Source organism: Streptomyces sp. NBC_01429 (assembly GCF_036231945.1).
Taxonomy (GTDB): Bacteria; Actinomycetota; Actinomycetes; order Streptomycetales; family Streptomycetaceae; genus Streptomyces.
Genome location: NZ_CP109599.1, coordinates 2,281,659 through 2,302,174 on the forward strand (window position 1 = coordinate 2,281,659; position 20,516 = coordinate 2,302,174).

Sequence of the window (20,516 nt, forward strand, 5' to 3'; positions counted from 1 at the left end):
CCCCTCGCCACTCGGGTGGCGGGGGGCTTTGTGCGCCTTTAGGTTGGCCGCATGATCGAGGTTGCGGGGCTCACCAAACGCTTCGGCCGCAAGGTCGCCGTGGACGATCTCTCCTTCACGGTGAGACCCGGAGTGGTGACGGGTTTTCTGGGACCCAACGGCGCGGGCAAGTCGACGACGATGCGGATGATGCTCGATCTGGACAACCCGACCAGCGGAACGGTCAGGATCGACGGGAAGCACTACCGGGAACTCTCCGAGCCCCTCAAGTACATCGGCGCGCTGCTGGAGGCCAAGGCCATGCACGGCGGGCGCAGCGCCTACAACAATCTCCTCTGTCTGGCGCAGAGCAACCGCATTCCGGCGAGCCGGATCACCGAAGTGCTCGACATGGTCGGGCTGACCTCGGTGGCGAAGGGCAAGTCGAAAGGTTTCTCCATGGGGATGGGGCAGCGGCTCGGTATCGCGTCCGCGCTGCTCGGCGATCCCGAGATCCTGATGTTCGACGAGCCGGTGAATGGTCTGGACCCGGAGGGAATCCACTGGATCCGCAATCTGATGAAGGGGCTCGCCGCCGAGGGCCGTACGGTCTTCGTCTCCAGCCATCTGATGAGTGAAATGGCCCTGACGGCAGACCATTTGATCGTGATCGGACAGGGCAGACTGCTGGCGAACACCTCGATGGCCGACTTCATTCACGAGAATTCCCGCAGCTACACCCGGCTGCGCTCACCGGACCGCGAGCGGCTGAAGGACGCCCTGGACGAAGCCGGTCTCACCGCGGTCGAGGGGGCCGGCGGGGTGCTGGAGATCGACGGGGTGGAGCCCGAGCGGCTCGGTGAGCTGGCCGCGCGCCACGGCATCGTCCTGCATGAGCTGAGTTCCCAGCGCGCCTCGCTGGAGGAGGCGTTCATGCAGATGACGGCGGAGTCGGTCGAGTACCACGCCCACACGAACCCGGGCGGCCCGGGCGGGGCGGCCCCGCCCGCGACCGGGTGGGGCTCGCCGGGGTGGGGGACGCCCGGCCGGGGCGGGAACGACCAGGGCAAGGGAGCCTGAGCATGGCATCGGTACCGGCGGTCCTCCGGTCGGAGTGGACCAAGATCCGTACGGTCTCCTCGACGACCTGGACCCTGATCAGCGCCCTGGTGGTGACCGTGGCCCTGGGCGCGGCGCTCTCCGCGCTGATCAACTCGCAGTTCGGCGATCTGACCGCGGCCCAGCAGGCCACCTTCGACCCGACGTACACCAGCTTCTCCGGGATGATCCTCGGGCAGCTGGCGATGGTGGTCTTCGGGGTGCTGGTGGTCGGCTCGGAGTACAGCTCGGGCATGATCCGCACCTCACTGGCGGCCGTCCCGCAGCGCGCGACGTTCCTCTTCAGCAAGATCCTGGTGGCCGGGGTGCTGGCGCTGGTGGTCGGGCTCGCGACCGGCTTCCTGTCGTTCTTCCTCGGCCAGGCGCTGCTGGGCGACCACGGTACGGGCATCGGCGAGCCGAACGTACTGCGCGCGGTGATCGGCAGCGGGCTCTACATGGCGCTGATCGCCGTGTTCTCGATGGGCGTCGCGGCGATGCTGCGCAGCTCGATGCTGGCGCTCGGCATCCTGATGCCGTTCTTCTTCCTGGTCTCGCAGATCCTCTCGGCGGTCCCTGGCGCCAAGGACGTGGCCCACTACTTCCCGGACCAGGCCGGATCCCGGATTCTTCAGGTGGTGCCGGACGCGATGAACTCGGCCGGCCGGCCGTACGGGCCGTGGGGCGGCCTGGGGATCCTGGTGCTCTGGGTGGTGGCGGCGCTGGTCGGCGGGTACGTGGTGATGCGGAAGCGGGACGCGTAGCGACGCTCCGCCGCAACGGCTTGGCCGGAACCGTCAAGGCCCGGATATCCTCCTAACTCTAACGGGGGCTTTCGGCGCACAGAGGCCACTGCCCCGACGACCTGATCTGTCGATGGGGCTGGAGAATGATCGAGGCGATCGGCCTGACCAAGCGCTACGGCGCCCAGACGGCCGTGCACAACCTTTCCTTCCAGGTGCGGCCCGGACACGTCACCGGGTTCCTCGGCCCCAACGGTTCCGGAAAATCGACGACGATGCGCATGATCGTCGGGCTGGACCGGCCGACCTCGGGAGACGTGAAGGTCGGCGGACACCCGTTCCGCGCGCTGCCCAACGCACCGCGCCAGGTCGGCGCGCTGCTCGACGCCAAGGCGGTGCACGGCGGGCGCAGCGCGCGCAACCATCTGCTGTCGCTGGCCCAGCTCTCCGGCATCCCGGCCACCAGGGTGGACGAGGTGCTCGGTGTGGTCGGGCTCCAGGACGTCGCCAGGAAGCGGACGAACGGCTTCTCGCTCGGTATGGGGCAGCGGCTGGGCATCGCGGCGGCGCTGCTCGGCGACCCGCAGGTGCTGCTGTTCGACGAGCCGGTGAACGGTCTGGACCCGGAGGGGATCCTCTGGGTGCGCAATCTGATGAAGCAGCTCGCGAGCGAGGGCAGGACGGTCTTCGTCTCCTCGCACCTGATGAGCGAGATGGCGGTGACCGCCGACCACCTGATCGTGATCGGCCGGGGCCGGCTCCTCGCGGACATGAGCGTCAAGGACTTCATCTCCGCGAACTCGGCGGACTTCGCCCGGGTCCGTACTCCGGAGGGCGACCCGGGGCAGCGCGAGAAGCTGACGACGGTGCTGGCGGAGGCCGGCGGCCAGGTGCTGTCCGAGCCGGGCGGCGCGCTGCGGATCACGGGGCTGGCGCTGCCGCGCATCAGCGATCTGGCGCACGAGGCCGGGGTGCGGCTCTGGGAGCTGTCGCCGCACCAGGCGTCGCTGGAGGAGGCGTACATGCGGATGACGCAGAGCACGGTGGACTACCGTTCGACGGCCGACGAACTGGCCGGATTCCAGCCCCCGCAGCCGGGTTACGGGGCGGGTTCGCAGGGGTACGTGACGCCGGTCGTGCCCGAGGTGCCGCAGCAGGGCTGGTACGCCCCGCCGCCGCCCGGCCGGAACCCGTACGCCACGGCCCCCGCACCGGCCGCGGGACCCACGAAGAGCGACACCGACGAGGACGCCCGATGACGACCCCGTACCAGCAGCCCGGTTACCCGCAGGCCCCGCGGCCCGGCGCCCCGCCGCAGCAGGGCACCCCGCCGCAGCACCCCGGGCCGCAGCACGGCCCCGCGCCGGTCGGCGGCCTCTTCGGGTACACCTCGCCGATCCCGGCCCGGCGCGCTCATCTCGGCGACGCCGTGACCTCGGAGTGGACCAAGATCCGCTCCGTACGGTCCACCATGTGGACGCTCGGCGTGATGATCGCGCTGATGGCGGGCACCGGGCTGCTGGTGGCGGCGGCGGTCGCCGCCACCGGTGACGTCGGCAACCAGAACGTGCTCATCCTCGGTTTCTTCGGTGTCCTGCTCGGCACCATGTGCGTGATCACGCTGGGAGTGCTGGTCATCGCCTCCGAGTACGGCACGGGCCTGATCCGTACGACCCTGACCGCGTGCCCCAGCCGGGCCCGGGTGCTGGCGGCGAAGTCGCTGGTCTTCTTCCTGCTCGTCTTCGTGGTCTCGACGGTCACCACGCTGGTGGTGGGCGCGCTCCAGGTCGCCGTCCTGGACGGCCGCTCGCCCACCGGTGACGAGTGGCTCAGTTCGACCGTGGGAGTCAGCCTCTACCTGGCCCTGCTGGGGCTGCTGTCGCTGGCGGTCGGCGCGCTGATCCGGCACTCGGCAGGCGCGATCACCGTGATGATCGGGGTGGTTCTGCTGCCGCTGGTCATGGCGATCTTCATGTTCTCGGAGTCGCTGGCCTCCCTGCGCGAGGCCCTGTTCACCTACAGCATCCCGGCCCAGCTGGCGGTGTTCTACGGCAGCGACGTCTCCCTCGACACCGCCGCCTCGGGACCGCAGGGCTGGGAGCCGCTGTGGATCATGCTCGGGGTGACCGCGGTCGCGATGGCGGGGGCGTTCTTCTCGCTCGACCGGCGCGACGTGTGAGCGTCGGCCGCCCGGTCTCAGTACTTCGGCGCGTTACGGGACCGCTGCACCCGCGAGGTGCGGCGGTCCTTCGCCTTCCAGCACGCCTGGTGCCAGTGGCGCCGCTCCTCCACCCCGCTGTACTCGGGCCAGGCCACCACGTGCGGCACCGAGGAGGGGATCTCCTGGTCGCATCCCGGGCAGCGGTACCGCTTGCCCGCGGCACTTGCCCCGGCCACGTGGCGGACTGACCAGTTCTCGCCCTGCCATGTTTCGGATCTCTGGAAGCCCCCGTACCGCTCCCCCGCCTCGCCGGCGCTCTCGGTCGGACTCTCGCCGCCTCGTGGGCGGTTGCGGCGCGGGGACACAGGACACCTCACGGGACGGACGGCACGATCTGCCCCAGCCTACGGCTCCTCGCGCCGGGTACACGTCCCGCGCGGCGCGAACCCATGAATACACAGAAGGTACTTACCGGACAATCGCAAGACTTTTACGTTTGGCCGTGCCTTTGGCACGTGTCAGACGTTGTTGCCGGTAGGGGGAGTCGCGTCGGCCGCAAGGAGGCAGAAGGCGATGCGTGTTGGAGCTTTTGTACTGGCCGCCCAGTTCCCGGGCCAGGGACAGGGGGAAGCCCTGCACCGGGCGGTACGCACCACCGAGCTGGCGGAGGAGTCCGGGCTCGACTCGGTCTGGCTGGCCGAGCACCACTTCGTGCCGTACGGCGTCTGCCCGTCGGCCGTGACCCTGGCCGGGCTGCTCCTCGGCCGCACCCGACACATCCGGGTGGGTACGGCGGTCAGCGTGTTGCCGAACGTACATCCGGTGGCGCTCGGCGAGCAGGCGGCGCTCCTGCATCTGCTGTCCGGCGGGCGGTTCACACTCGGGGTGGGCAGGGGCGGCCCCTGGGTCGACCTGGAGGTGTTCGGGACCGGTCTGAGGGCCTACGAGCGGGACTTTCCCGAGTCCCTCGGCCTCCTGCTGCGCTGGCTGCGCGAGCCGCGCGTATCGGCCTCCGGGGACCGCTTCGGCTTCCGCGAGGTCCAGGTCGTCCCCCGGCCCGACGAGCTGATCGCCCCGGACCAGGAGACGGGGCGGTCCACCGGCGGCGCGGCCGGCTCCGGCCGTCCCGGCAGCGGTCCGGGCAGTGGCTCCGGCGGCTCCGTTGGTCCCGGCGGTCCCGAGACGATCATGGCCTGTACCTCGCCGACGAGCGTGAAACTGGCCGCGGAGCACGGTCTGCCGATGCTGCTGGGTATGCACTGCGGCGACGAGGAGAAGGCGGAGATGGTCGGCCTCTGGCGCACGCACGCCCGCGCGGCGGGCCGCCCGGCGGCGGAGATCGCGGAGGCCGCGCATGTGTCGGCCGGGGTGGCTCAGATCGCGGACCACCGGACCGAGGCGGCGGAGACCCTGGTCAAGGCGATGCCGGGCTGGCTGCGCCAGGGGCTCGGCGCGCATGTGACGGTCGACGGCAGGGAGCGCACGATGCGCGACCCCGTCGCGTACACGGAACTGCTGTGCGGTCTGCACCCGGTGGGCGGGCCCCGGCTGGCGGCGGACCGGCTGGCGGCGACCGCCGAGCGCACGGGCATCACACGGTTCGCGCTGCTCGTGGAAGGCTCGGGCGATCTGGCGGCGACGGAGGAGAACGTACGGCGCCTGGGGGCCGACGTACTGCCGCTCCTCGCCTGACCCGCGCCCGCGTCCCCACCCGCCCGTAGCCCGGCTGCCGCTCCGGACCCGTGACGGCACTCACGGCGCGGAGCGGCAGCAAGAGGCGTCAGCAGTCCCGGAGTTCGGGTGACTGGTTGAGCAGCTGGCCCCTCACCGAGGTGAAGCGGGACAGCCGCTCGTCGACCGAGTGGTCCAGCGGAAACACCGCGACACGGTGGCAGTTCTGGAATGCGAGCCGCACTCCGAAATGTCGCTGAAGAGCGCCACGAATGGCATCACTGGCAAGCGCGCGCAGCAGCTGCCCGCGTGCCTGCTCGTCCGGCGGGGGCGTCTGGTTGTCGGCGAACTGTCCACCGTCCACCTTCAGCTGAGCCACCAGAGAACTGATCATCTCCCATGCGTAGGGCAGGGAGGTCCGGACGCAGTCGACGAAAGCCGCTTCGTCAACCTCGCCTCGCTCGGCCTGATCCAACAGCGCCGGTGAGACGTCGAGCGACATGGGTTCTCCTCTCGCGACCCCGGGAGAGCCCCGGGGCCTTACGGGCAGGGAAGGAGGCGACGACGACGCAGCGTGCACGACCGGCGACCTCCTGCTTCCACGTTAGGCGCGCCGCCCCGCCCGCACCAGGAGAATGGGACCACAACCGGCCAATAACGAACGGGGCTTCCGGGGCGAATCGCGCGCGGCGCCGACGGTCGAGTAGCGTTGCCGACCATGCGTCTCGTCATCGCCCGCTGCTCCGTCGACTACGCGGGCCGCCTCACCGCCCATCTGCCCTCCTCCCCCCGCCTCATCCTGGTCAAGGCCGACGGCAGTGTGTCGATCCACGCCGACGACCGGGCGTACAAACCGCTCAACTGGATGTCTCCGCCGTGCACCCTGAAAGAGGGTGTGGACGACGAGGCCGGCGTATGGACCGTCGTGAACAAAGCGGGCGAGAAATTGATCATCACCATGGAAGAGGTCCTGCACGACTCCTCCCATGAGCTGGGCGTCGACCCCGGTCTCATCAAGGACGGCGTGGAGGCACACCTCCAGGAACTGCTCGCCGACCGGATCGAGACACTGGGCGAGGGCTACACCCTGATCCGCCGCGAGTACCCGACGGCGATCGGCCCGGTGGACATCCTGTGCCGCGACGCGGACGGCGCGACGGTGGCCGTGGAGATCAAGCGGCGTGGCGAGATCGACGGCGTCGAGCAGCTCACCCGCTATCTGGAACTCCTCAACCGCGACCCCCATCTGGCCCCGGTCAGAGGGGTGTTCGCGGCCCAGGAGATCAAGCCGCAGGCCCGGGTGCTGGCGACGGACCGGGGCATCGGATGCGTCGTCCTGGACTACAACGGCATGCGCGGCATCGAGGACGACAAGCTGCGGCTGTTCTGAGACATCACTCGTACTGAGGAAGGGGCGGCCCCGCGGGGCCGCCCCTTTCCGCGCACCGCGCGCCGCGCGGCTACAGCACCGTCCCGCCCGTGGTGTCCGGCTCGTCCGAGGCCGTCGCCGTCGGCTCGTCCGCGCTGACGGTCGTGCTCGGCATCGGGCCGCTCAGCGACGTCTGGGGCGAGGACGGCGGCGGGTCGGACTCCGTGTCCGTGGGCTCCTCGGGGGACGGCTCCTCCGTGGGCGGGGGCGTCGACGGGGACGCCGGGGACGAGGGGCTGCTCGGCGGCGTCGTGGAGTGCGAGGCCGAGGGCTCCGACGGAAGGCCGGAGGACTCCTCCGGCTCGGACGGACTCTCGCCGTCGGGGGTCGTCTCACCGTCCGACGGGCTGTCCTCGGAGGGGGACTCCGTCTCGGAGGGGCCGGCGCTGCCCGTCGGGGCCGGGGCGTCCGGGGCGTTCCGCTCGGTCCACGGCCCGCCGGGGTCGTTGTTCGCGTTGTCGACGGGCTGTTCCGCGGGGGTGGTGTCGTCGTCGCTGTCCGGGTCCGCCGACTGTTCCGTACGGAGCTTGTCCGCCGGTACGTCCTTGTTGCCGGAGGTCGCGCCCAGGGTCACCACCGTGCCCAGGACGGCGGCGAGCACCGCGCCCGCGCCGGCCGCGACCAGGTTGCGGCGGGCGCCGCCGAACGCCGGGCGGCGGCGGCCGTGCGCGCCGGGCCGGGAGACGACGGTGACGGGCCCCTGCTCGTTGTGCGCGACCGGCTGTGTGACGTTCTCGCCGGAGCCGGAGCCGGAGCCGGAGCCGATGCCGACGCCGGACCCGATGCCGGAGCCGGTTCCGACGCCGACACCGATGCCGGTCCCCGCGCCGGAGCCCGGCCCGGCGGGCGGCCCCGCTCCGTACGCCGGGTCCGCGCCGTACGGCTGGGGCGGTGTGACGGCGGCGGGCGACGGCGTTCCCTCGTACCGTACGGTCGGTGCCTCAGCCCCGGGCAGCCTGCCCTCGCGGTCCGTGACCAGGGCCAGCGCCCGGCGGCCCGCGACCGTGCCGATCTTGTCGGCGACGGCGCCGCGCATCCCGATGGACGCCTCCAGCTCGGCGCGGGCCCGGTCGAGATTGCCGAGGCAGAGCGCGAGGACGCCCAGCTCGTGGTGGAAGTACGCCTCCTCGGCGACCTCGCCGGCGAGCCGCGCGGCCTCGGATCCGGAGCGCAGGACGCGCTCCCAGGCGCCCCAGTGCAGCCCGGCCAGGAAGGCGGGCGCGGCGCTGCGGGCCAGCAGTACGGCGGCGCTGGGGTGGACGGCCTCCTGGCCGGGCACCAGCGGGCCCATCGCGGCGAGGATGGCGTCGGCCTCGGCGACGGCGCGCTCGGGGGTGACGGAGGGGTGTCCGGCCCACCAGGCGTAGTGCTGGGCGGCGGTGTGGGCGTGGGCGGTCGCGTCGTCCGCGTATCCCCGCTCGGTCAGCTGCGCGGCGACGCCGGGGGCGAGCCGGTAGCGCGGACCGACCGGGGTGAGCAGGCCGCAGCTCATGAGTTCGCCGAGGGCCGCGTCGGCGTGGGTGTCGCCGACCAGGGCCGGCAGATGGGCCTGGTGCGGGACCTCGCCGCCGAGCGCGACGGCGAACCGCAGGGTGGCGCGGGCGGCTTCGCTCAGCCGGGAGGCGAGCAGCGCGGCGGGCGCGGCGCCCTCGCCGAGGGTGGGCAGCGGGATGTCGTAGGCGTCGGGCCCGTCCGCGCTCTCGCGGGGCGTGTCGCTGGTGACGCGTTCGAAGGAGCGGGCGGAGAGGGCGTCCTGGGCGGGTTCGGCGGGGCGTTCGAAGGGCTCGAACTCGTCGGAGACCTCGGCTCCGGCGCGCAGCCGGTCGCGCTGGCGCAGCAGCGCGCCCGCCTGGACGAAGCGCAGCGGCAGGCCCTCGGACTCGAACCAGAGGTCGCCCGCCCAGTTGGCCTCCTCGTCGGTGAGCGCCCGTTCCACGACGCGCTCCAGCAGTTCGAGCGAGGAGCCGCGGCCGAGTCCGCCGAGCGGGACCTCCTCCAGGCGCGCGTCCGCCGAGGGCGGTTCGGTCTCGGGGGTGGCGGCCAGCAGGTAGGCGCATTCGGGGGTGGCGGCGAGGAGTTCGTCCAGCGCCTCGGCGCCCAGTTCCAGATCGTCGAGGACGACCACCGCGCCGATGTCACGGACCAGTTCGCGCAGTGCGGCGCGGTCGGGCCGGACGAGCGGGGCCCGGTGGACGGCCGCGTACAGCTCGTACAGCAGCTCGGTGCCGGTGCGGCGGTGCCCGGAGAGGCGGACGACGCCGTCGGGCGCGAGGGCCGCGCAGTCGGCCGCGACGGCTTCGAGCAGCGCGGTACGGCCGGAGCCGGGCGCGCCGGTGAGGCGTACGGACCGGCCGCGTCCCAGCAGCTCCGTCACGCGCTCGCGCTCCTGGCCGCGTTCGAGCAGCGGCAGCGGCGGCGCGGCGGGTCCCGGGGGCACGGGCGGGCGGCCCGCGCGCTGGAGCGCCGCGCGCTCCTCGGCGGTGCGCCGGGCGGGCGTGGCGGTGCGGTGGCCGGGCGGGCAGTGCTCGATCTCGCTGCCGTCGACGGGGTTGACGGTCAGCAGGAGGTCGCCCGAGATGAGCTGGACGGTGCGCGCGGGCGGCGGGGTGACGGGGCCGCCGCCCTTGATGTGCGCGACGGCGCCCGAGGAGGCGGTGACGACTTCGGAGCGCGCGGGCGGCTGCGCGGACGCGGGTGGTGTCACGTCGCGCGGTGTGTCACGCGGCGCGTCGTGTGACGCGCCACCGGGCGCGCCGTGCGGCGCGCCGTGCGCCACGCCCGTGCTCTCGCCGGGGTGTTCGCCACCGCCGTCGCGTGCTCCGTCGTGACCGTACTCTTCCGGTCCCCGGTGTATCGGGTCCATGGTGAAAGCCCCCCAGATCGTGGCGTGCCGTTGCCCCCGGCCTCACACGCCCATCTGTCGCTTCTGGTCCGGTGCCTGCTCTACGGGTCGGTCAATGCGCAGACGGCCGAACCCTAGACCTCGGACCAGTATCTACGATCGGCCGGGGTGGCACGCAGTCCAAGACATCACGGTCTTATGAGGATTGCGCGATGTGACCGGTCCGGGCCGTCATGTCCCGTCCGGCGAGGACGGCGCGCAGGTCAGACCCGAGGAAGCGATTCAGCGGCGATGCCGCCCTCGATGGCGAGGATGCGGTGCAGCCGGGTGGCCACCAGCAGACGCTGCATCTGCGGGGGGACACCCCTCAGCACAAGCCTCCGGCCGCACCGCCCGGCGCGTCGGTGGGCTCCCATGATGACGCCGAGTCCGGTGGCGTCCCAGGAGTCCAGTCCGGTCAGGTCGAGCACCAGATCGCCGACTCCGTCGTCGACGGCCGAGTGCAGGACCGTACGGGCGTCCGCCGCGCTGCGGACGTCGAGGCGGCCCCCGACGACCAGCTCGGCGTGGTCGCCCCTGATGTGCATATGCGCTCCCCGAGAGTGCTTTTCCGTGCTCGGTCCCTGAATCCGTCTTTTCCGTACTTTCAACAACTGACTGCCTGACGGCCGCGGAAGTTGCCGTTCGTGAGCGAACCGATACCGAATTCACCCTGTGGGGTGAGGGAAATCGACCGATGCGGCTCAGTGCTTGTAGAACCCCTGCCCGCTCTTGCGCCCGATGTCACCCGCGTCCACCATCCGGCGCATCAGCTCCGGCGGGGCGAACTTCTCGTCCTGGGACTCGGTGTAGATGTTGCCGGTCGCGTGGAGGAGGATGTCGACACCGGTCAGGTCGGCGGTGGCGAGCGGGCCCATCGCGTGGCCGAACCCCAGTTGGCAGGCGACGTCGATGTCCTCGGCGGACGCGACGCCCGACTCGTAGAGCTTGGCGGCCTCGACGACGAGGGCGGAGATCAGCCGGGTGGTGACGAAGCCCGCGACGTCGCGGTTGACGACGATACAGGTCTTGCCCACCGACTCCGCGAACCGCCTTGCGGTGGCCAGCGTTTCGTCACTGGTCTTGTACCCGCGCACCAGTTCGCAGAGCCGCATCATCGGCACGGGCGAGAAGAAGTGCGTACCGACCACCCGTTCGGGGCGCTCGGTCACGGCCGCGATCTTGGTGATGGGGATGGCGGAGGTGTTGGACGCGAGGACCGCGTCGTCCCGTACGAGCTTGTCGAGCGCCCGGAAGATCTCGTGCTTGACGTCGAGCTTCTCGAAGACGGCCTCGACGACGATGTCCGCGTCGGCCACGGCGTCCAGATCGGTGGTCGTGGTGATCCGGGACAGCGCCGTGTCGGCGTCGGCCTCCTCCAGCTTGCCCTTCGCGACGAACCTGCCGTACGAGGACCTGATCCCGTCCATCCCCCTGGCCAGCGCGGCATCGGTGACGTCCCGCAGCACGACGTCCCAGCCCGCCTGGGCGGAGACCTGGGCGATACCGGACCCCATGAGTCCGGCTCCGACGACAGCGAGCTTCCCGGCCACGACGCACCCCACGATTCTCGAACGGCTTTTGTTCAGCCGTAACGCCTGTTTTACGTTTCCGTGCTGTGCCGGAGGTTAGCGGTCGTGGACGGCCGTGTGACGGTGAAGAGATGCGCGTCACGTCTCACATGACGGACATCACACCGGAGCGGCCCATCGGGCATGGTGCGGCGCGTACTTGAGCACGCGTCGCTGGGACCGGCCGGTCGGCGCACCGGCACCCGGCCGTTCTCACTACCCTGGCCGCATGGTCAATCTGACGCGCATCTACACCCGCACCGGCGACAAGGGCACCACCGCGCTCGGTGACATGAGCCGGACCGCCAAGACCGACGTGCGGATCGCCGCCTACGCCGACGCCAACGAGGCCAACGCCGTCATCGGTACGGCGATCGCGCTGGGGCAGCTCGCCCCGGAGGTCGTCAAGGTGCTGGTCCGGGTGCAGAACGATCTGTTCGACGTGGGCGCCGACCTGTCCACGCCGGTCGTGGCGGAGCCCGAGTACCCGCCGCTTCGGGTCGAGCAGTCGTACATCGACAAGCTGGAGGGCGACTGCGACCACTTCCTGGAGACGCTGGAGAAGCTGCGCAGCTTCATCCTCCCCGGCGGCACCCCGGGCGCCGCGCTGCTGCACCAGGCGTGCACGGTCGTGCGGCGGGCCGAGCGCTCGACCTGGGCGGCGATCGACGAACACGGCGAGTCCATGAACGTGCTGACGGCGACCTACCTCAACCGCCTCTCCGACCTGCTGTTCATCCTGGCCCGGGTGGCGAACAAGGAGGTCGGGGACGTGCTGTGGGTCCCGGGCGGCGAGCGCTGAGCGACCCCGCCCGTCAACGCCCCGTCAGCGCTCCCGTCAACCCCGCCCGTCAGCGCTTCGTCAGCGCTTCGTCAGCGGCGCGGAGTGCTCCGCGTGGGCGGGTTCACCGTCCCTCGGGGGCTTCTTGGGCCAGGGCAGATACGTCAGCGCGATGACTCCGTGGATCCCGGCGACCCGGACCGCGGTCAGCTGCCAGTCGGTCAGCGGCCCGGTCCTGGCCGCGTCGCCCACGTACAGGATCGCGAGCTGGAGCAGTGCGACGGCGACCACGGCCGCCACGGCGGTGCGCAGCCACAGCCCGCCCTCGTAGCGGGCGCGGGCCGTCCCGTGGCGCGGCGGTTTCACCGGGGGCGGCCCGCCGGCGAGGCGGTGGGCGGCGTGGGCGTCGATCCGCCGGACCGTGTAGTGGCCGTAGCCGACGGTGAAGCCGATGTAGAGCGCGGCCAGACCGTGCTTCCAGTCCGGCTCGGCGCCGTTCTTGAGGTCGACGACCGTGGCGGTCAGCAGGACGACCTCCAGCAGCGGTTCGAGCAGCAGGACCGCCGCGCCGAGGCGCGGCTTCCCCGCCAGGTAGCGCAGGGCCAGCCCGGCGGCCAGCAGTACCCAGAAGCCGGCCTCGCAGATGACGATCAGTGTGACGATCACGGCGCTTACTCCCTTCCTCTTCCCCTCCAGCCTCCCGTCCGTGCGCGCGTGTCACGTCGTCGCCGGTGACGAAACGTGACTGCATCCTTCGATGTAGCGGGCGCTCCCCCGTGGTGCGGAGGCCCGATGCGGGCCCGCCGTGTTGGATGGTGCGGTGACCGCTTCCCTCCGCTCCTTCAAGCCGCACCGCGACGGCGTGCTGCTCGCCGTCGCCGGGCTGGTGGGCGGACTGGTGCTGTGGGCCGTCGGGGTACGCACCCAGGGCACCGCGGCCCTGCTGCCCGGGGCGTGGGTGCTGGCGCCGCTGGCCGTCATGGCCGGTCTCGAACTGCTGCGCAGGACCGCGCCACGGACCATCCTGCTGGTCGGCACGGTGGCGCTGATCGTGAATCAGTTCACGACGGGCAGCCTGGCGACGATCCTGATGTACACCGACATCGTGTACGCGGCGGTGCTGTACGGGAGCCCGGTGGCGGCCCGCCGTATCCCCTGGACGACCGGGCTGCTCACGGTGGGGGCCGCGATCGGGCTCACCGCCTGGCTCCAGCGGGCCGACGGTCTGCTGCTCGGACTGGCCATCGGTCTGGTCTGCTTCCTGCCCGCCATCACCGGGGCCCAGGTCCGGGGCCACCGTGACGCCGCCGAGGCCGCCCGGCTGCGGACCGAGCAGATCGCGCTGCTCGCCGAGATGGACCGCGCCCAGGCCGTGACGGCCGAGCGGGCGCGGATGGCCCGCGAGTTGCACGACGTGGTCGCCAACCACCTCTCCGCGATCGCGATCCACTCGACGGCCGCCCTCTCGCTGGACGACGCGCGCACCACCCGCGAGGCGCTCACCGTCATCCGGGAGAACAGCGTCGACGGGCTCGCCGAGATGCGCCGGCTGATCGGGCTGCTGCGGGACAGCGGCGACGAGGACCGGCGGCCGGCCCCCGCCCCCAGCCTCGCCGCGCTGGACGCGCTGCTGGAACAGGCCCGTACCAACGGCGCGTCCAGCGGGCTCGGCTTCACCCTGGACGACGGGCGCGGCAGGGCGACGGCGCTGCCCGCGCCGGTGGAGCTGGCCGCGTACCGCATCGTCCAGGAGTCGCTGACCAACGCGCTCAAGCACGCGGCCCCCGGTACCGTCGACATCGGACTGCGCTGCTCCGAAGGCATATTGACCGTACGGGTGGCCAGCCCGTACGGCGCCCGCCCCGGCCCGCGCGCGCCGGGCTCCGGAGCCGGTCTGGTCGGGATGCGCGAGCGGGCCGCGCTGCTGGACGGTGTGTTCGAGGCGGGTCCGGTGACCGTCGGCGACACGGGCCGCGAGGTCTGGGTGGTACGGGCGGAGCTGCCCGTGTCGCGGAATCACCGAGGACCGGAAGGGAGCGGTACGTCATGACGATCCGGGTGCTGGTCGCTGAGGACCAGTCGGCGGTACGGGCGGGGCTGGCGCTGATCCTGCGCAGCGCCCCGGACATCGAGGTCGTCGGCCAGGCGGCGGACGGCGAGGAGGCGCTCGCGCTGGCCCGGGAGCTGCGCCCCGATCTGGTGCTGATGGACGTGCAGATGCCGCGCCTGGACGGGGTGTCGGCGACCCGCGCGGTGGTCGCCGAGGGGCTGGCGGACGTGCTGGTGCTGACCACCTTCGACCTGGACGAGTATGTCTTCGGCGCGCTGCGGGCGGGCGCGGCCGGGTTCCTGCTGAAGAACGCGGAGGCCGGGGAGCTGCTCACGGCGGTACGCACGGTGGCGCGCGGCGAGGGGTTGATCGCCCCGGCCGTGACCCGCCGGCTGATCGCGGAGTTCGCCGCGCCCGCCCCCGTACGGTCCGGTGACGCGGCGGTCCGCGCGGCGCTGGAGACCCTGACGCGCCGGGAGCGCGAGGTGCTCTCCTGTCTGGGCGAGGGGCTGTCGAACGCGGAGATCGCCGTACGGCTGGAGATGGCCGGGGCGACGGTGAAGACCCATGTGAGCAGGCTGCTGGGGAAGCTGGAGCTGCGCAGCCGGGCGCAAGCGGCGGTACTCGCGAGGGAGTTGGGCATCTGACACGGATCGTCGGCTTTGGTCTGGACCTATTGACGGGTGGTCCAGACCTTTCTACTCTCACCGCACACACTGCGGTGCGAGCCGTCGCAGGGTGAGCCGTCCCCCACCTCACCTCTGAGGAGCACGCGTGAAGACCCGACTCGCCTCCCCCAGACCCCGTTTCAGACACAGAACCGTCGCCGGTCTGACGGCGCTGCTGCTGCCGCTGGCCGCGCTCGTCGGCCTCGCCACCCCCGCCCAGGCCGCCGAGTCGGCCACCGCCACCTACACCAAGGTCTCCGACTGGGGCACGGGCTTCGAGGGCAAGTGGACGGTGCGGAACACCGGCACCACCAGCCTCTCCGCCTGGACCGTGGAGTGGGACTTCCCCTCCGGTACGGCCGTCACCTCCGGCTGGGACGCCGACATCACCGGCTCCGCCAACCACTGGACCGCGAAGAACAAGAGCTGGAACGGCTCGCTCGCCCCCGGCGCGTCCATCAGCTTCGGCTTCAACGGCAGCGGCGCCGGATCCCCGTCGGCCTGCAAGCTCAACGGCGGCTCCTGCGACGGCGGCCCCGGCGTGCCCGGCGACAACCCGCCCTCCGCACCCGGCACCCCCACCGCGAGCGACATCACCAACACCTCGGTCAAGCTGACCTGGGCCGCCGCCACCGACGACAAGGGCGTCAAGAACTACGACGTCCTGCGCGGCGGCGCCAAGATCGCCACGGTCACCGGTACGACGTACACCGACACCGGTCTGAGCGCCGGCACGGACTACTCGTACACCGTCCAGGCCCGCGACACCGCCGACCAGACGGGCCCGGTCAGCGGCGCCCGCACGGTGCGCACCACCGGCGGCGGCACCGGCCCCGGCCCCGGCACGGGCGACAAGGTCAAGCTCGGCTACTTCACCGAGTGGGGCGTCTACGACCGCAACTACCACGTCAAGAACCTGGTGACCTCCGGCTCCGCGAGCAAGATCACCCACATCAACTACTCCTTCGGCAACGTCACCGGCGGCAAGTGCGCCATGGGCGACAGCTACGCGGCGACCGACAAGGCGTACACCGCCGACCAGTCCGTGGACGGCACCGCCGACACCTGGGACCAGCCGCTGCGCGGCAACTTCAACCAGCTGCGCAAGCTCAAGGCGAAGTACCCGGGCATCAAGGTGCTCTGGTCCTTCGGCGGCTGGACCTGGTCCGGCGGCTTCGGCCAGGCCGTGCAGAACCCGACCGCCTTCGCCCAGTCCTGCTACGACCTGGTGAAGGACCCGCGCTGGGCCGATGTCTTCGACGGCATCGACCTGGACTGGGAGTACCCGAACGCCTGCGGGCTGTCCTGCGACACCAGCGGTCCCGCGGCGTTCAAGAACATGATGCAGGCCATGCGGGCCAAGTTCGGTACGGGCAGCCTGGTCACGGCGGCCGTCACGGCGGACGCCTCGGCCGGCGGCAAGATCGACAAGGTGGACTACGCGGGCGCCGCGCAGTACATGGACTGGTTCAACGTCATGACGTACGACTTCTTCGGCGCCTTCGCCGCCCAGGGCCCGACGGCCCCGCACTCCCCGCTCACCTCGTACCCAGGCATCCCGCAGGAGGGCTTCAACTCCGCCGACGCGATCGCCAAGTTCAAGGCGCAGGGCGTGCCGGCGAAGAAGCTGCTGCTCGGCATCGGCTTCTACGGGCGCGGCTGGACCGGAGTGAGCCAGGCGACGCCGGGCGGCACCGCCACCGGGGCGGCTCCCGGGACGTACGAGGCGGGGATCGAGGACTACAAGGTCCTGAAGAACACCTGCCCGCCCACCGGCACCATCGCGGGCACCTCGTACGCCAAGTGTGGATCGAACTGGTGGAGTTACGACACCCCGGCCACCATCACGGCGAAGATGGCGTGGGCCAATCAGCAGAGCCTCGGCGGAGCCTTCTTCTGGGACTTCACCGGTGACACGGCCAACGGCGAGCTGGTGACCGCGATCAACAGCGGCCTCGGATAACCGGCGGCGGGCATACGGAGGGGGCGGCGCCCACGGGCGCCGCCCCCTTCCCCATGCCGTAGGCCGTGCTCAGGCCACGTTCACACGCTGTCCGGGCGGCGCCGCCTCCAGCCAGGCCAGGAAGCCGGTGAGCGCGTCGTCGCTCATCGCCAGCTCCAGCCGGACCCCGCCGTGCGCGCAGCCCAGGATGACCGCGTCGGAGAGCAGGGCCAGCTCCTCCTCGCCCTCGGGCGCCCGCCTGGCCAGCACCTCGATCGCGGAGCGCTCCAGGGTGCGGCGCGGGCGCGGGGCGTAGGAGAAGACCCGGAACCAGTTGATCCGGTCGCCGTTGTAGCGGGCCACGCCGTAGACCCAGCCCTTGCCGGACAGATCCGGCTCCTCCGGGACGTTCCACCGCAGACTGCAGTCGAAGGTGCCGCCCGAGCGCTGAATCAGCCGCCTGCGCAGCCCGAAGACGAAGAGCCCCACCGCAACCAGTACGACGACCAGTCCGCAGACAAGCAGAGCGAGGACCATCAACACCGACCTCCTCGCCTCATCCAGTACCGGAACACAACCGCAGCCGCATCGCCTCAGCCGCGACCCGGTCCGGAGGGTTCCGGAACGAGCCGCGGCTGAGGGTAAATCCGTTGTGGCAGCCCCTATCGGGCCGCCACCGCACGCAGTCGGACGTCGGCACGGCGCCCAGCGGCGTCGTCGTCACCCGATTTCGCGCGGTCCAGCGCACGCTCGGCGCGCTGGGGGTCGATCTCATCCGCCAGCTCGGCGGTCTCCGCCAGCAGCGAAAGCTTGTTGTCGGCGAACGAGAGGAAACCACCGTGTACGGCGGCCACCACCGTTCCGCCGTCGCTCGTACGAATGGTCACCGGGCCAGACTCCAGCACACCGAGCAGCGGCTGGTGACCGGGCATGACACCGATGTCGCCGGACGTGATGCGCGCGACGACGAGAGTGGCCTCACCGGACCAGACCCTACGGTCCGCGGCGACCAGCTCGACATGCAGCTCAGCAGCCATGGGTGGCTCCTCGGGTCACCACCCGGCCGTATCGCCGGGTGTTGGCTTCAATTCTATGGGGTGTCGATGGGAGCGTCGGACGGGGGGCGGGCAAACCCGCCCCCCGTCCTGAGCCGAACGGCTCAGGAGACGCCCAGCTCCTTGGCGCTGGCCTTGAGGTCGTCCAGGCCACCGCACATGAAGAACGCCTGCTCGGGGAAGTGGTCGTAGTCCCCGTCGATGATCGCGTTGAACGCGGCGATCGACTCGTCCAGCGGCACGTCCGAACCGTCCAGGCCGGTGAACTGCTTGGCGGCGTGGGTGTTCTGCGACAGGAAGCGCTCGACGCGACGGGCCCGGCTGACGACGAGCTTGTCCTCCTCGCCGAGTTCGTCGATACCGAGGATCGCGATGATGTCCTGGAGGTCCTTGTACTTCTGGAGGATCCCCTTGACGCGGCTGGCCGCGTTGTAGTGGTCCTGCGAGATGTAGCGCGGGTCCAGGATGCGGGACGTCGAGTCCAGCGGGTCCACCGCCGGGTAGATGCCCTTCTCCGAGATCGGACGCGACAGCACGGTCGTCGCGTCGAGGTGCGCGAAGGTCGTGGCCGGGGCCGGGTCGGTCAGGTCGTCCGCCGGCACGTAGATCGCCTGCATCGAGGTGATCGAGTGACCGCGGGTCGAGGTGATGCGCTCCTGGAGCACACCCATCTCGTCCGCCAGGGTCGGCTGGTAACCCACCGCGGACGGCATACGGCCGAGCAGCGTGGAGACCTCGGAACCGGCCTGGGTGAAGCGGAAGATGTTGTCGATGAAGAGCAGCACGTCCTGCTTCTGCACATCGCGGAAGTACTCCGCCATGGTCAGCGCGGAGAGCGCGACCCGCAGACGCGTGCCCGGCGGCTCGTCCATCTGGCCGAAGACCAGCGCGGTCTTGTCCAGAACGCCCGAGTCGGTCATCTCGTCGATGAGGTCGTTGCCCTCACGGGTGCGCTCACCCACACCGGCGAACACGGAAACACCGTCGTGCAGCTTGGCCACACGCATGATCATTTCCTGGATGAGGACCGTCTTGCCGACACCCGCACCACCGAACAGACCGATCTTGCCGCCCTTGACGTACGGGGTCAGCAGGTCGACGACCTTCAGGCCGGTCTCGAACATCTCGGTCTTCGACTCGAGCTGGTCGAAGGCCGGGGCCTTGCGGTGGATCGGCCAGCGCTCGGTGATCTGCGCCTCGGCCTCGGGCTCGTTCAGGATCTGACCGAGGGTGTTGAACACCTTGCCCTTGGTCACGTCCCCGACGGGCACGGTGATACCGGCGCCCGTGTTGACGACCGGGGCCTGGCGGACCAGACCGTCGGTCGGCTGCATCGAGACGGCACGGACCACGCCCTCGCCCAGGTGCTGGGCGACTTCGAGGGTCAGCGTCTTGAGCTTGCCGTCCTCGGCGGGGTCAGCCACCTCGACGTGCAGCGCGTTGTAGATCTCCGGCATCGCGTCGACGGGGAACTCCACGTCGACGACCGGGCCGATGACCCGGGCGACGCGGCCCGTGGCTGCGGCCACAGCGTTCTCGGTAGTCGTCGTCATTTACCTGTCACTCCCCGCGGTCGCGTCGGCCAGGGCGCTGGCGCCACCGACGATCTCGCTGATTTCCTGGGTGATTTCGGCCTGGCGGGCCGCGTTGGCGAGCCGGGAGAGGCTCTTGATGAGATCCCCGGCGTTGTCGGTCGCCGACTTCATCGCGCGGCGGGTGGCAGCGTGCTTGGAAGCGGCGGCCTGGAGCAGCGCGTTGTAGATACGGCTCTCGATGTAGCGCGGCAGCAGGGCGTCGAGGACGTCCTCCGCCGACGGCTCGAAGTCGAACAGCGGCCGAACCTCGCCACCGCGCTTGAAGACCTCGGCCGACTCCTCCGCGCTGCTCGGCGCGAGGGTGAGCGGCAGCAGCCGCCTCTCGACCGGCGTCTGCGTCATCATCGACACGAACTCGGTGAAGACGATGTGGACCTCGTCCACCCCTCCCTCGGACGTGTCCTTGGTGATCGCCTCGATGAGCGGGGCGGCCACCACCTTCGCGTCGGCATAGGTGGGGTTGTCGGTGAAGCCCGTCCAGGAGTCCGCGACCGGACGGTCACGGAAGCCGTAGTAGGCCAGGCCCTTGCGACCCACGATGTAGGTCACGACGTCCTTGCGCTCACTGCTCAGCTGGCTGGTGAGATGCTCGGCCGCCTTGATGGCGTTCGAGGAGTAGCCCCCGGCCAGACCGCGGTCGCTCGTGATGAGCAGGACCGCGGCCCGGGTCGGGTTCTCGACCTCGGTGGTCAGGGCGTGCTTGGTGGAGGATCCGGTCGCCACCGCCGTCACCGCGCGGGTGAGTTCGGTCGCGTACGGCTCCGACGCCGCCACCTGGCGCTGCGCCTTGATGATGCGCGAGGCGGCGATCATCTCCATCGCCTTGGTGATCTTCTTGGTCGCGGTGACGGATTTGATGCGACGCTTGTAGACCCGGAGCTGGGCTCCCATG

At 71.0% G+C, this 20,516-nt stretch carries 20 protein-coding genes; 10 read left to right on the forward strand and 10 right to left on the reverse strand.

The annotated features are described in order from the left end of the window. Window positions 1-51: 51 nt before the first annotated feature. The 4 genes from OG627_RS09410 (at window position 52) to OG627_RS09425 (ending at window position 3,999) form a co-directional block, all read left to right on the forward strand. Window positions 52-1,059 carry an ABC transporter ATP-binding protein gene (locus tag OG627_RS09410; RefSeq protein WP_329063324.1) on the forward strand — a complete coding sequence of 336 codons (1,008 nt, stop codon included), beginning with the start codon at window positions 52-54 and terminating at the stop codon, window positions 1,057-1,059. A gap of 2 nt (window positions 1,060-1,061) precedes the next feature. Then, window positions 1,062-1,841 (forward strand): ABC transporter permease subunit, encoded by a 780-nt coding sequence (locus OG627_RS09415; protein WP_329063326.1) that lies wholly within the window; start codon window positions 1,062-1,064, stop codon window positions 1,839-1,841. A 125-nt stretch (window positions 1,842-1,966) separates the two neighbouring features. Next, window positions 1,967-3,079 carry an ABC transporter ATP-binding protein gene (locus OG627_RS09420; protein ID WP_329063327.1) on the forward strand — a complete coding sequence of 371 codons (1,113 nt, stop codon included), beginning with the start codon at window positions 1,967-1,969 and terminating at the stop codon, window positions 3,077-3,079. Beyond that, window positions 3,076-3,999, forward strand: coding sequence for an ABC transporter permease subunit (locus OG627_RS09425; RefSeq protein ID WP_329063329.1), 924 nt, complete (start codon window positions 3,076-3,078; stop codon window positions 3,997-3,999). The genes OG627_RS09420 and OG627_RS09425 overlap by 4 nt, the downstream gene beginning before the upstream one ends. Window positions 4,000-4,016: 17 nt before the next feature. Here OG627_RS09425 and OG627_RS09430 read toward each other — a convergent pair whose 3' ends face one another. Continuing rightward, window positions 4,017-4,346, reverse strand: coding sequence for an ATP/GTP-binding protein (locus tag OG627_RS09430; RefSeq protein ID WP_329072525.1), 330 nt, complete (start codon window positions 4,344-4,346; stop codon window positions 4,017-4,019). A gap of 208 nt (window positions 4,347-4,554) precedes the next feature. Between OG627_RS09430 and OG627_RS09435 the strand changes: the two genes are divergently transcribed. Next, window positions 4,555-5,673, forward strand: a complete 1,119-nt coding sequence (locus OG627_RS09435; RefSeq protein WP_329063331.1) for an LLM class flavin-dependent oxidoreductase — start codon at window positions 4,555-4,557, stop codon at window positions 5,671-5,673. An 88-nt stretch (window positions 5,674-5,761) separates the two neighbouring features. On the opposite strand, the gene OG627_RS09440 is transcribed toward OG627_RS09435, so the two are convergent. After that, entirely contained in the window at window positions 5,762-6,154 is a 393-nt protein-coding gene (locus OG627_RS09440) for an SCO5389 family protein (RefSeq protein WP_329063333.1), read from the reverse strand. A 216-nt stretch (window positions 6,155-6,370) separates the two neighbouring features. Here OG627_RS09440 and nucS point away from each other — a divergent pair, with 216 nt between their 5' ends. Then, window positions 6,371-7,042, forward strand: coding sequence for an endonuclease NucS (gene nucS / locus OG627_RS09445; protein ID WP_329063335.1), 672 nt, complete (start codon window positions 6,371-6,373; stop codon window positions 7,040-7,042). A 70-nt stretch (window positions 7,043-7,112) separates the two neighbouring features. Here nucS and OG627_RS09450 read toward each other — a convergent pair whose 3' ends face one another. From OG627_RS09450 to OG627_RS09460, 3 genes are all read right to left on the reverse strand, one after another. Beyond that, a complete protein-coding gene (locus OG627_RS09450; protein WP_329063337.1) occupies window positions 7,113-9,944 on the reverse strand; it encodes an ATP-binding protein in 2,832 nt (943 codons plus the stop codon). 242 nt (window positions 9,945-10,186) lie between these two features. Next, complete coding sequence (locus OG627_RS09455) at window positions 10,187-10,510, reverse strand: STAS domain-containing protein (protein ID WP_114624143.1); 324 nt, start codon at window positions 10,508-10,510, stop codon at window positions 10,187-10,189. A gap of 156 nt (window positions 10,511-10,666) precedes the next feature. Further along, a complete protein-coding gene (locus OG627_RS09460) occupies window positions 10,667-11,515 on the reverse strand; it encodes a 3-hydroxyacyl-CoA dehydrogenase family protein (RefSeq protein ID WP_329063344.1) in 849 nt (282 codons plus the stop codon). 247 nt (window positions 11,516-11,762) lie between these two features. Between OG627_RS09460 and OG627_RS09465 the strand changes: the two genes are divergently transcribed. Further along, window positions 11,763-12,335 carry a cob(I)yrinic acid a,c-diamide adenosyltransferase gene (locus OG627_RS09465; RefSeq protein ID WP_329063346.1) on the forward strand — a complete coding sequence of 191 codons (573 nt, stop codon included), beginning with the start codon at window positions 11,763-11,765 and terminating at the stop codon, window positions 12,333-12,335. A 60-nt stretch (window positions 12,336-12,395) separates the two neighbouring features. Here OG627_RS09465 and OG627_RS09470 read toward each other — a convergent pair whose 3' ends face one another. Beyond that, entirely contained in the window at window positions 12,396-12,980 is a 585-nt protein-coding gene (locus OG627_RS09470) for a hypothetical protein (protein ID WP_329063347.1), read from the reverse strand. Window positions 12,981-13,134: 154 nt separating this feature from the next. Here OG627_RS09470 and OG627_RS09475 point away from each other — a divergent pair, with 154 nt between their 5' ends. The 3 genes from OG627_RS09475 to OG627_RS09485 all read left to right on the forward strand — a co-directional run bounded on the left by OG627_RS09475 (window position 13,135) and on the right by OG627_RS09485 (window position 16,995). Continuing rightward, window positions 13,135-14,364, forward strand: a complete 1,230-nt coding sequence (locus OG627_RS09475; RefSeq protein ID WP_329063349.1) for a sensor histidine kinase — start codon at window positions 13,135-13,137, stop codon at window positions 14,362-14,364. Next, window positions 14,361-15,011, forward strand: coding sequence for a response regulator transcription factor (locus tag OG627_RS09480; protein WP_329063351.1), 651 nt, complete (start codon window positions 14,361-14,363; stop codon window positions 15,009-15,011). The genes OG627_RS09475 and OG627_RS09480 overlap by 4 nt, the downstream gene beginning before the upstream one ends. Before the next feature lie 127 nt (window positions 15,012-15,138). After that, window positions 15,139-16,995 (forward strand): glycoside hydrolase family 18 chitinase, encoded by a 1,857-nt coding sequence (locus OG627_RS09485; protein WP_329063353.1) that lies wholly within the window; start codon window positions 15,139-15,141, stop codon window positions 16,993-16,995. Between the two features lie 69 nt (window positions 16,996-17,064). On the opposite strand, the gene OG627_RS09490 is transcribed toward OG627_RS09485, so the two are convergent. The 4 genes from OG627_RS09490 to OG627_RS09505 all read right to left on the reverse strand — a co-directional run bounded on the left by OG627_RS09490 (window position 17,065) and on the right by OG627_RS09505 (window position 20,515). Continuing rightward, window positions 17,065-17,511 carry a DUF2550 domain-containing protein gene (locus OG627_RS09490; protein WP_329063356.1) on the reverse strand — a complete coding sequence of 149 codons (447 nt, stop codon included), beginning with the start codon at window positions 17,509-17,511 and terminating at the stop codon, window positions 17,065-17,067. 125 nt (window positions 17,512-17,636) lie between these two features. Next, on the reverse strand, window positions 17,637-18,011 hold the full coding sequence (locus OG627_RS09495) for a F0F1 ATP synthase subunit epsilon (RefSeq protein ID WP_114624150.1): 375 nt from the start codon (window positions 18,009-18,011) through the stop codon (window positions 17,637-17,639). A 122-nt stretch (window positions 18,012-18,133) separates the two neighbouring features. After that, window positions 18,134-19,582: a F0F1 ATP synthase subunit beta gene (gene atpD, locus OG627_RS09500; protein WP_114624151.1), complete on the reverse strand. Its 1,449-nt coding sequence runs from the start codon at window positions 19,580-19,582 to the stop codon at window positions 18,134-18,136. Further along, window positions 19,583-20,515, reverse strand: a complete 933-nt coding sequence (locus tag OG627_RS09505; RefSeq protein ID WP_329063361.1) for a F0F1 ATP synthase subunit gamma — start codon at window positions 20,513-20,515, stop codon at window positions 19,583-19,585. Between the last annotated feature and the right edge of the window lies 1 nt (window position 20,516).

Excerpts from the sequence above, each read along its gene's own strand:
- OG627_RS09490 (WP_329063356.1), bottom strand. The coding sequence starts at position 17,511 with ATGGTCCTCGCTCTGCTTGTCTGCGGACTGGTCGTCGTACTGGTTGCG.
- OG627_RS09455 (WP_114624143.1), bottom strand. The coding sequence starts at position 10,510 with ATGCACATCAGGGGCGACCACGCCGAGCTGGTCGTCGGGGGCCGCCTC.
- OG627_RS09505 (WP_329063361.1), bottom strand. The coding sequence starts at position 20,515 with ATGGGAGCCCAGCTCCGGGTCTACAAGCGTCGCATCAAATCCGTCACC.
- atpD (WP_114624151.1), bottom strand. The coding sequence starts at position 19,582 with ATGACGACGACTACCGAGAACGCTGTGGCCGCAGCCACGGGCCGCGTC.
- OG627_RS09480 (WP_329063351.1), top strand. The coding sequence starts at position 14,361 with ATGACGATCCGGGTGCTGGTCGCTGAGGACCAGTCGGCGGTACGGGCG.
- OG627_RS09415 (WP_329063326.1), top strand. The coding sequence starts at position 1,062 with ATGGCATCGGTACCGGCGGTCCTCCGGTCGGAGTGGACCAAGATCCGT.
- OG627_RS09440 (WP_329063333.1), bottom strand. The coding sequence starts at position 6,154 with ATGTCGCTCGACGTCTCACCGGCGCTGTTGGATCAGGCCGAGCGAGGC.
- OG627_RS09420 (WP_329063327.1), top strand. The coding sequence starts at position 1,967 with ATGATCGAGGCGATCGGCCTGACCAAGCGCTACGGCGCCCAGACGGCC.
- OG627_RS09425 (WP_329063329.1), top strand. The coding sequence starts at position 3,076 with ATGACGACCCCGTACCAGCAGCCCGGTTACCCGCAGGCCCCGCGGCCC.
- OG627_RS09465 (WP_329063346.1), top strand. The coding sequence starts at position 11,763 with ATGGTCAATCTGACGCGCATCTACACCCGCACCGGCGACAAGGGCACC.
- OG627_RS09450 (WP_329063337.1), bottom strand. The coding sequence starts at position 9,944 with ATGGACCCGATACACCGGGGACCGGAAGAGTACGGTCACGACGGAGCA.
- OG627_RS09410 (WP_329063324.1), top strand. The coding sequence starts at position 52 with ATGATCGAGGTTGCGGGGCTCACCAAACGCTTCGGCCGCAAGGTCGCC.
- OG627_RS09435 (WP_329063331.1), top strand. The coding sequence starts at position 4,555 with ATGCGTGTTGGAGCTTTTGTACTGGCCGCCCAGTTCCCGGGCCAGGGA.
- nucS (WP_329063335.1), top strand. The coding sequence starts at position 6,371 with ATGCGTCTCGTCATCGCCCGCTGCTCCGTCGACTACGCGGGCCGCCTC.
- OG627_RS09495 (WP_114624150.1), bottom strand. The coding sequence starts at position 18,011 with ATGGCTGCTGAGCTGCATGTCGAGCTGGTCGCCGCGGACCGTAGGGTC.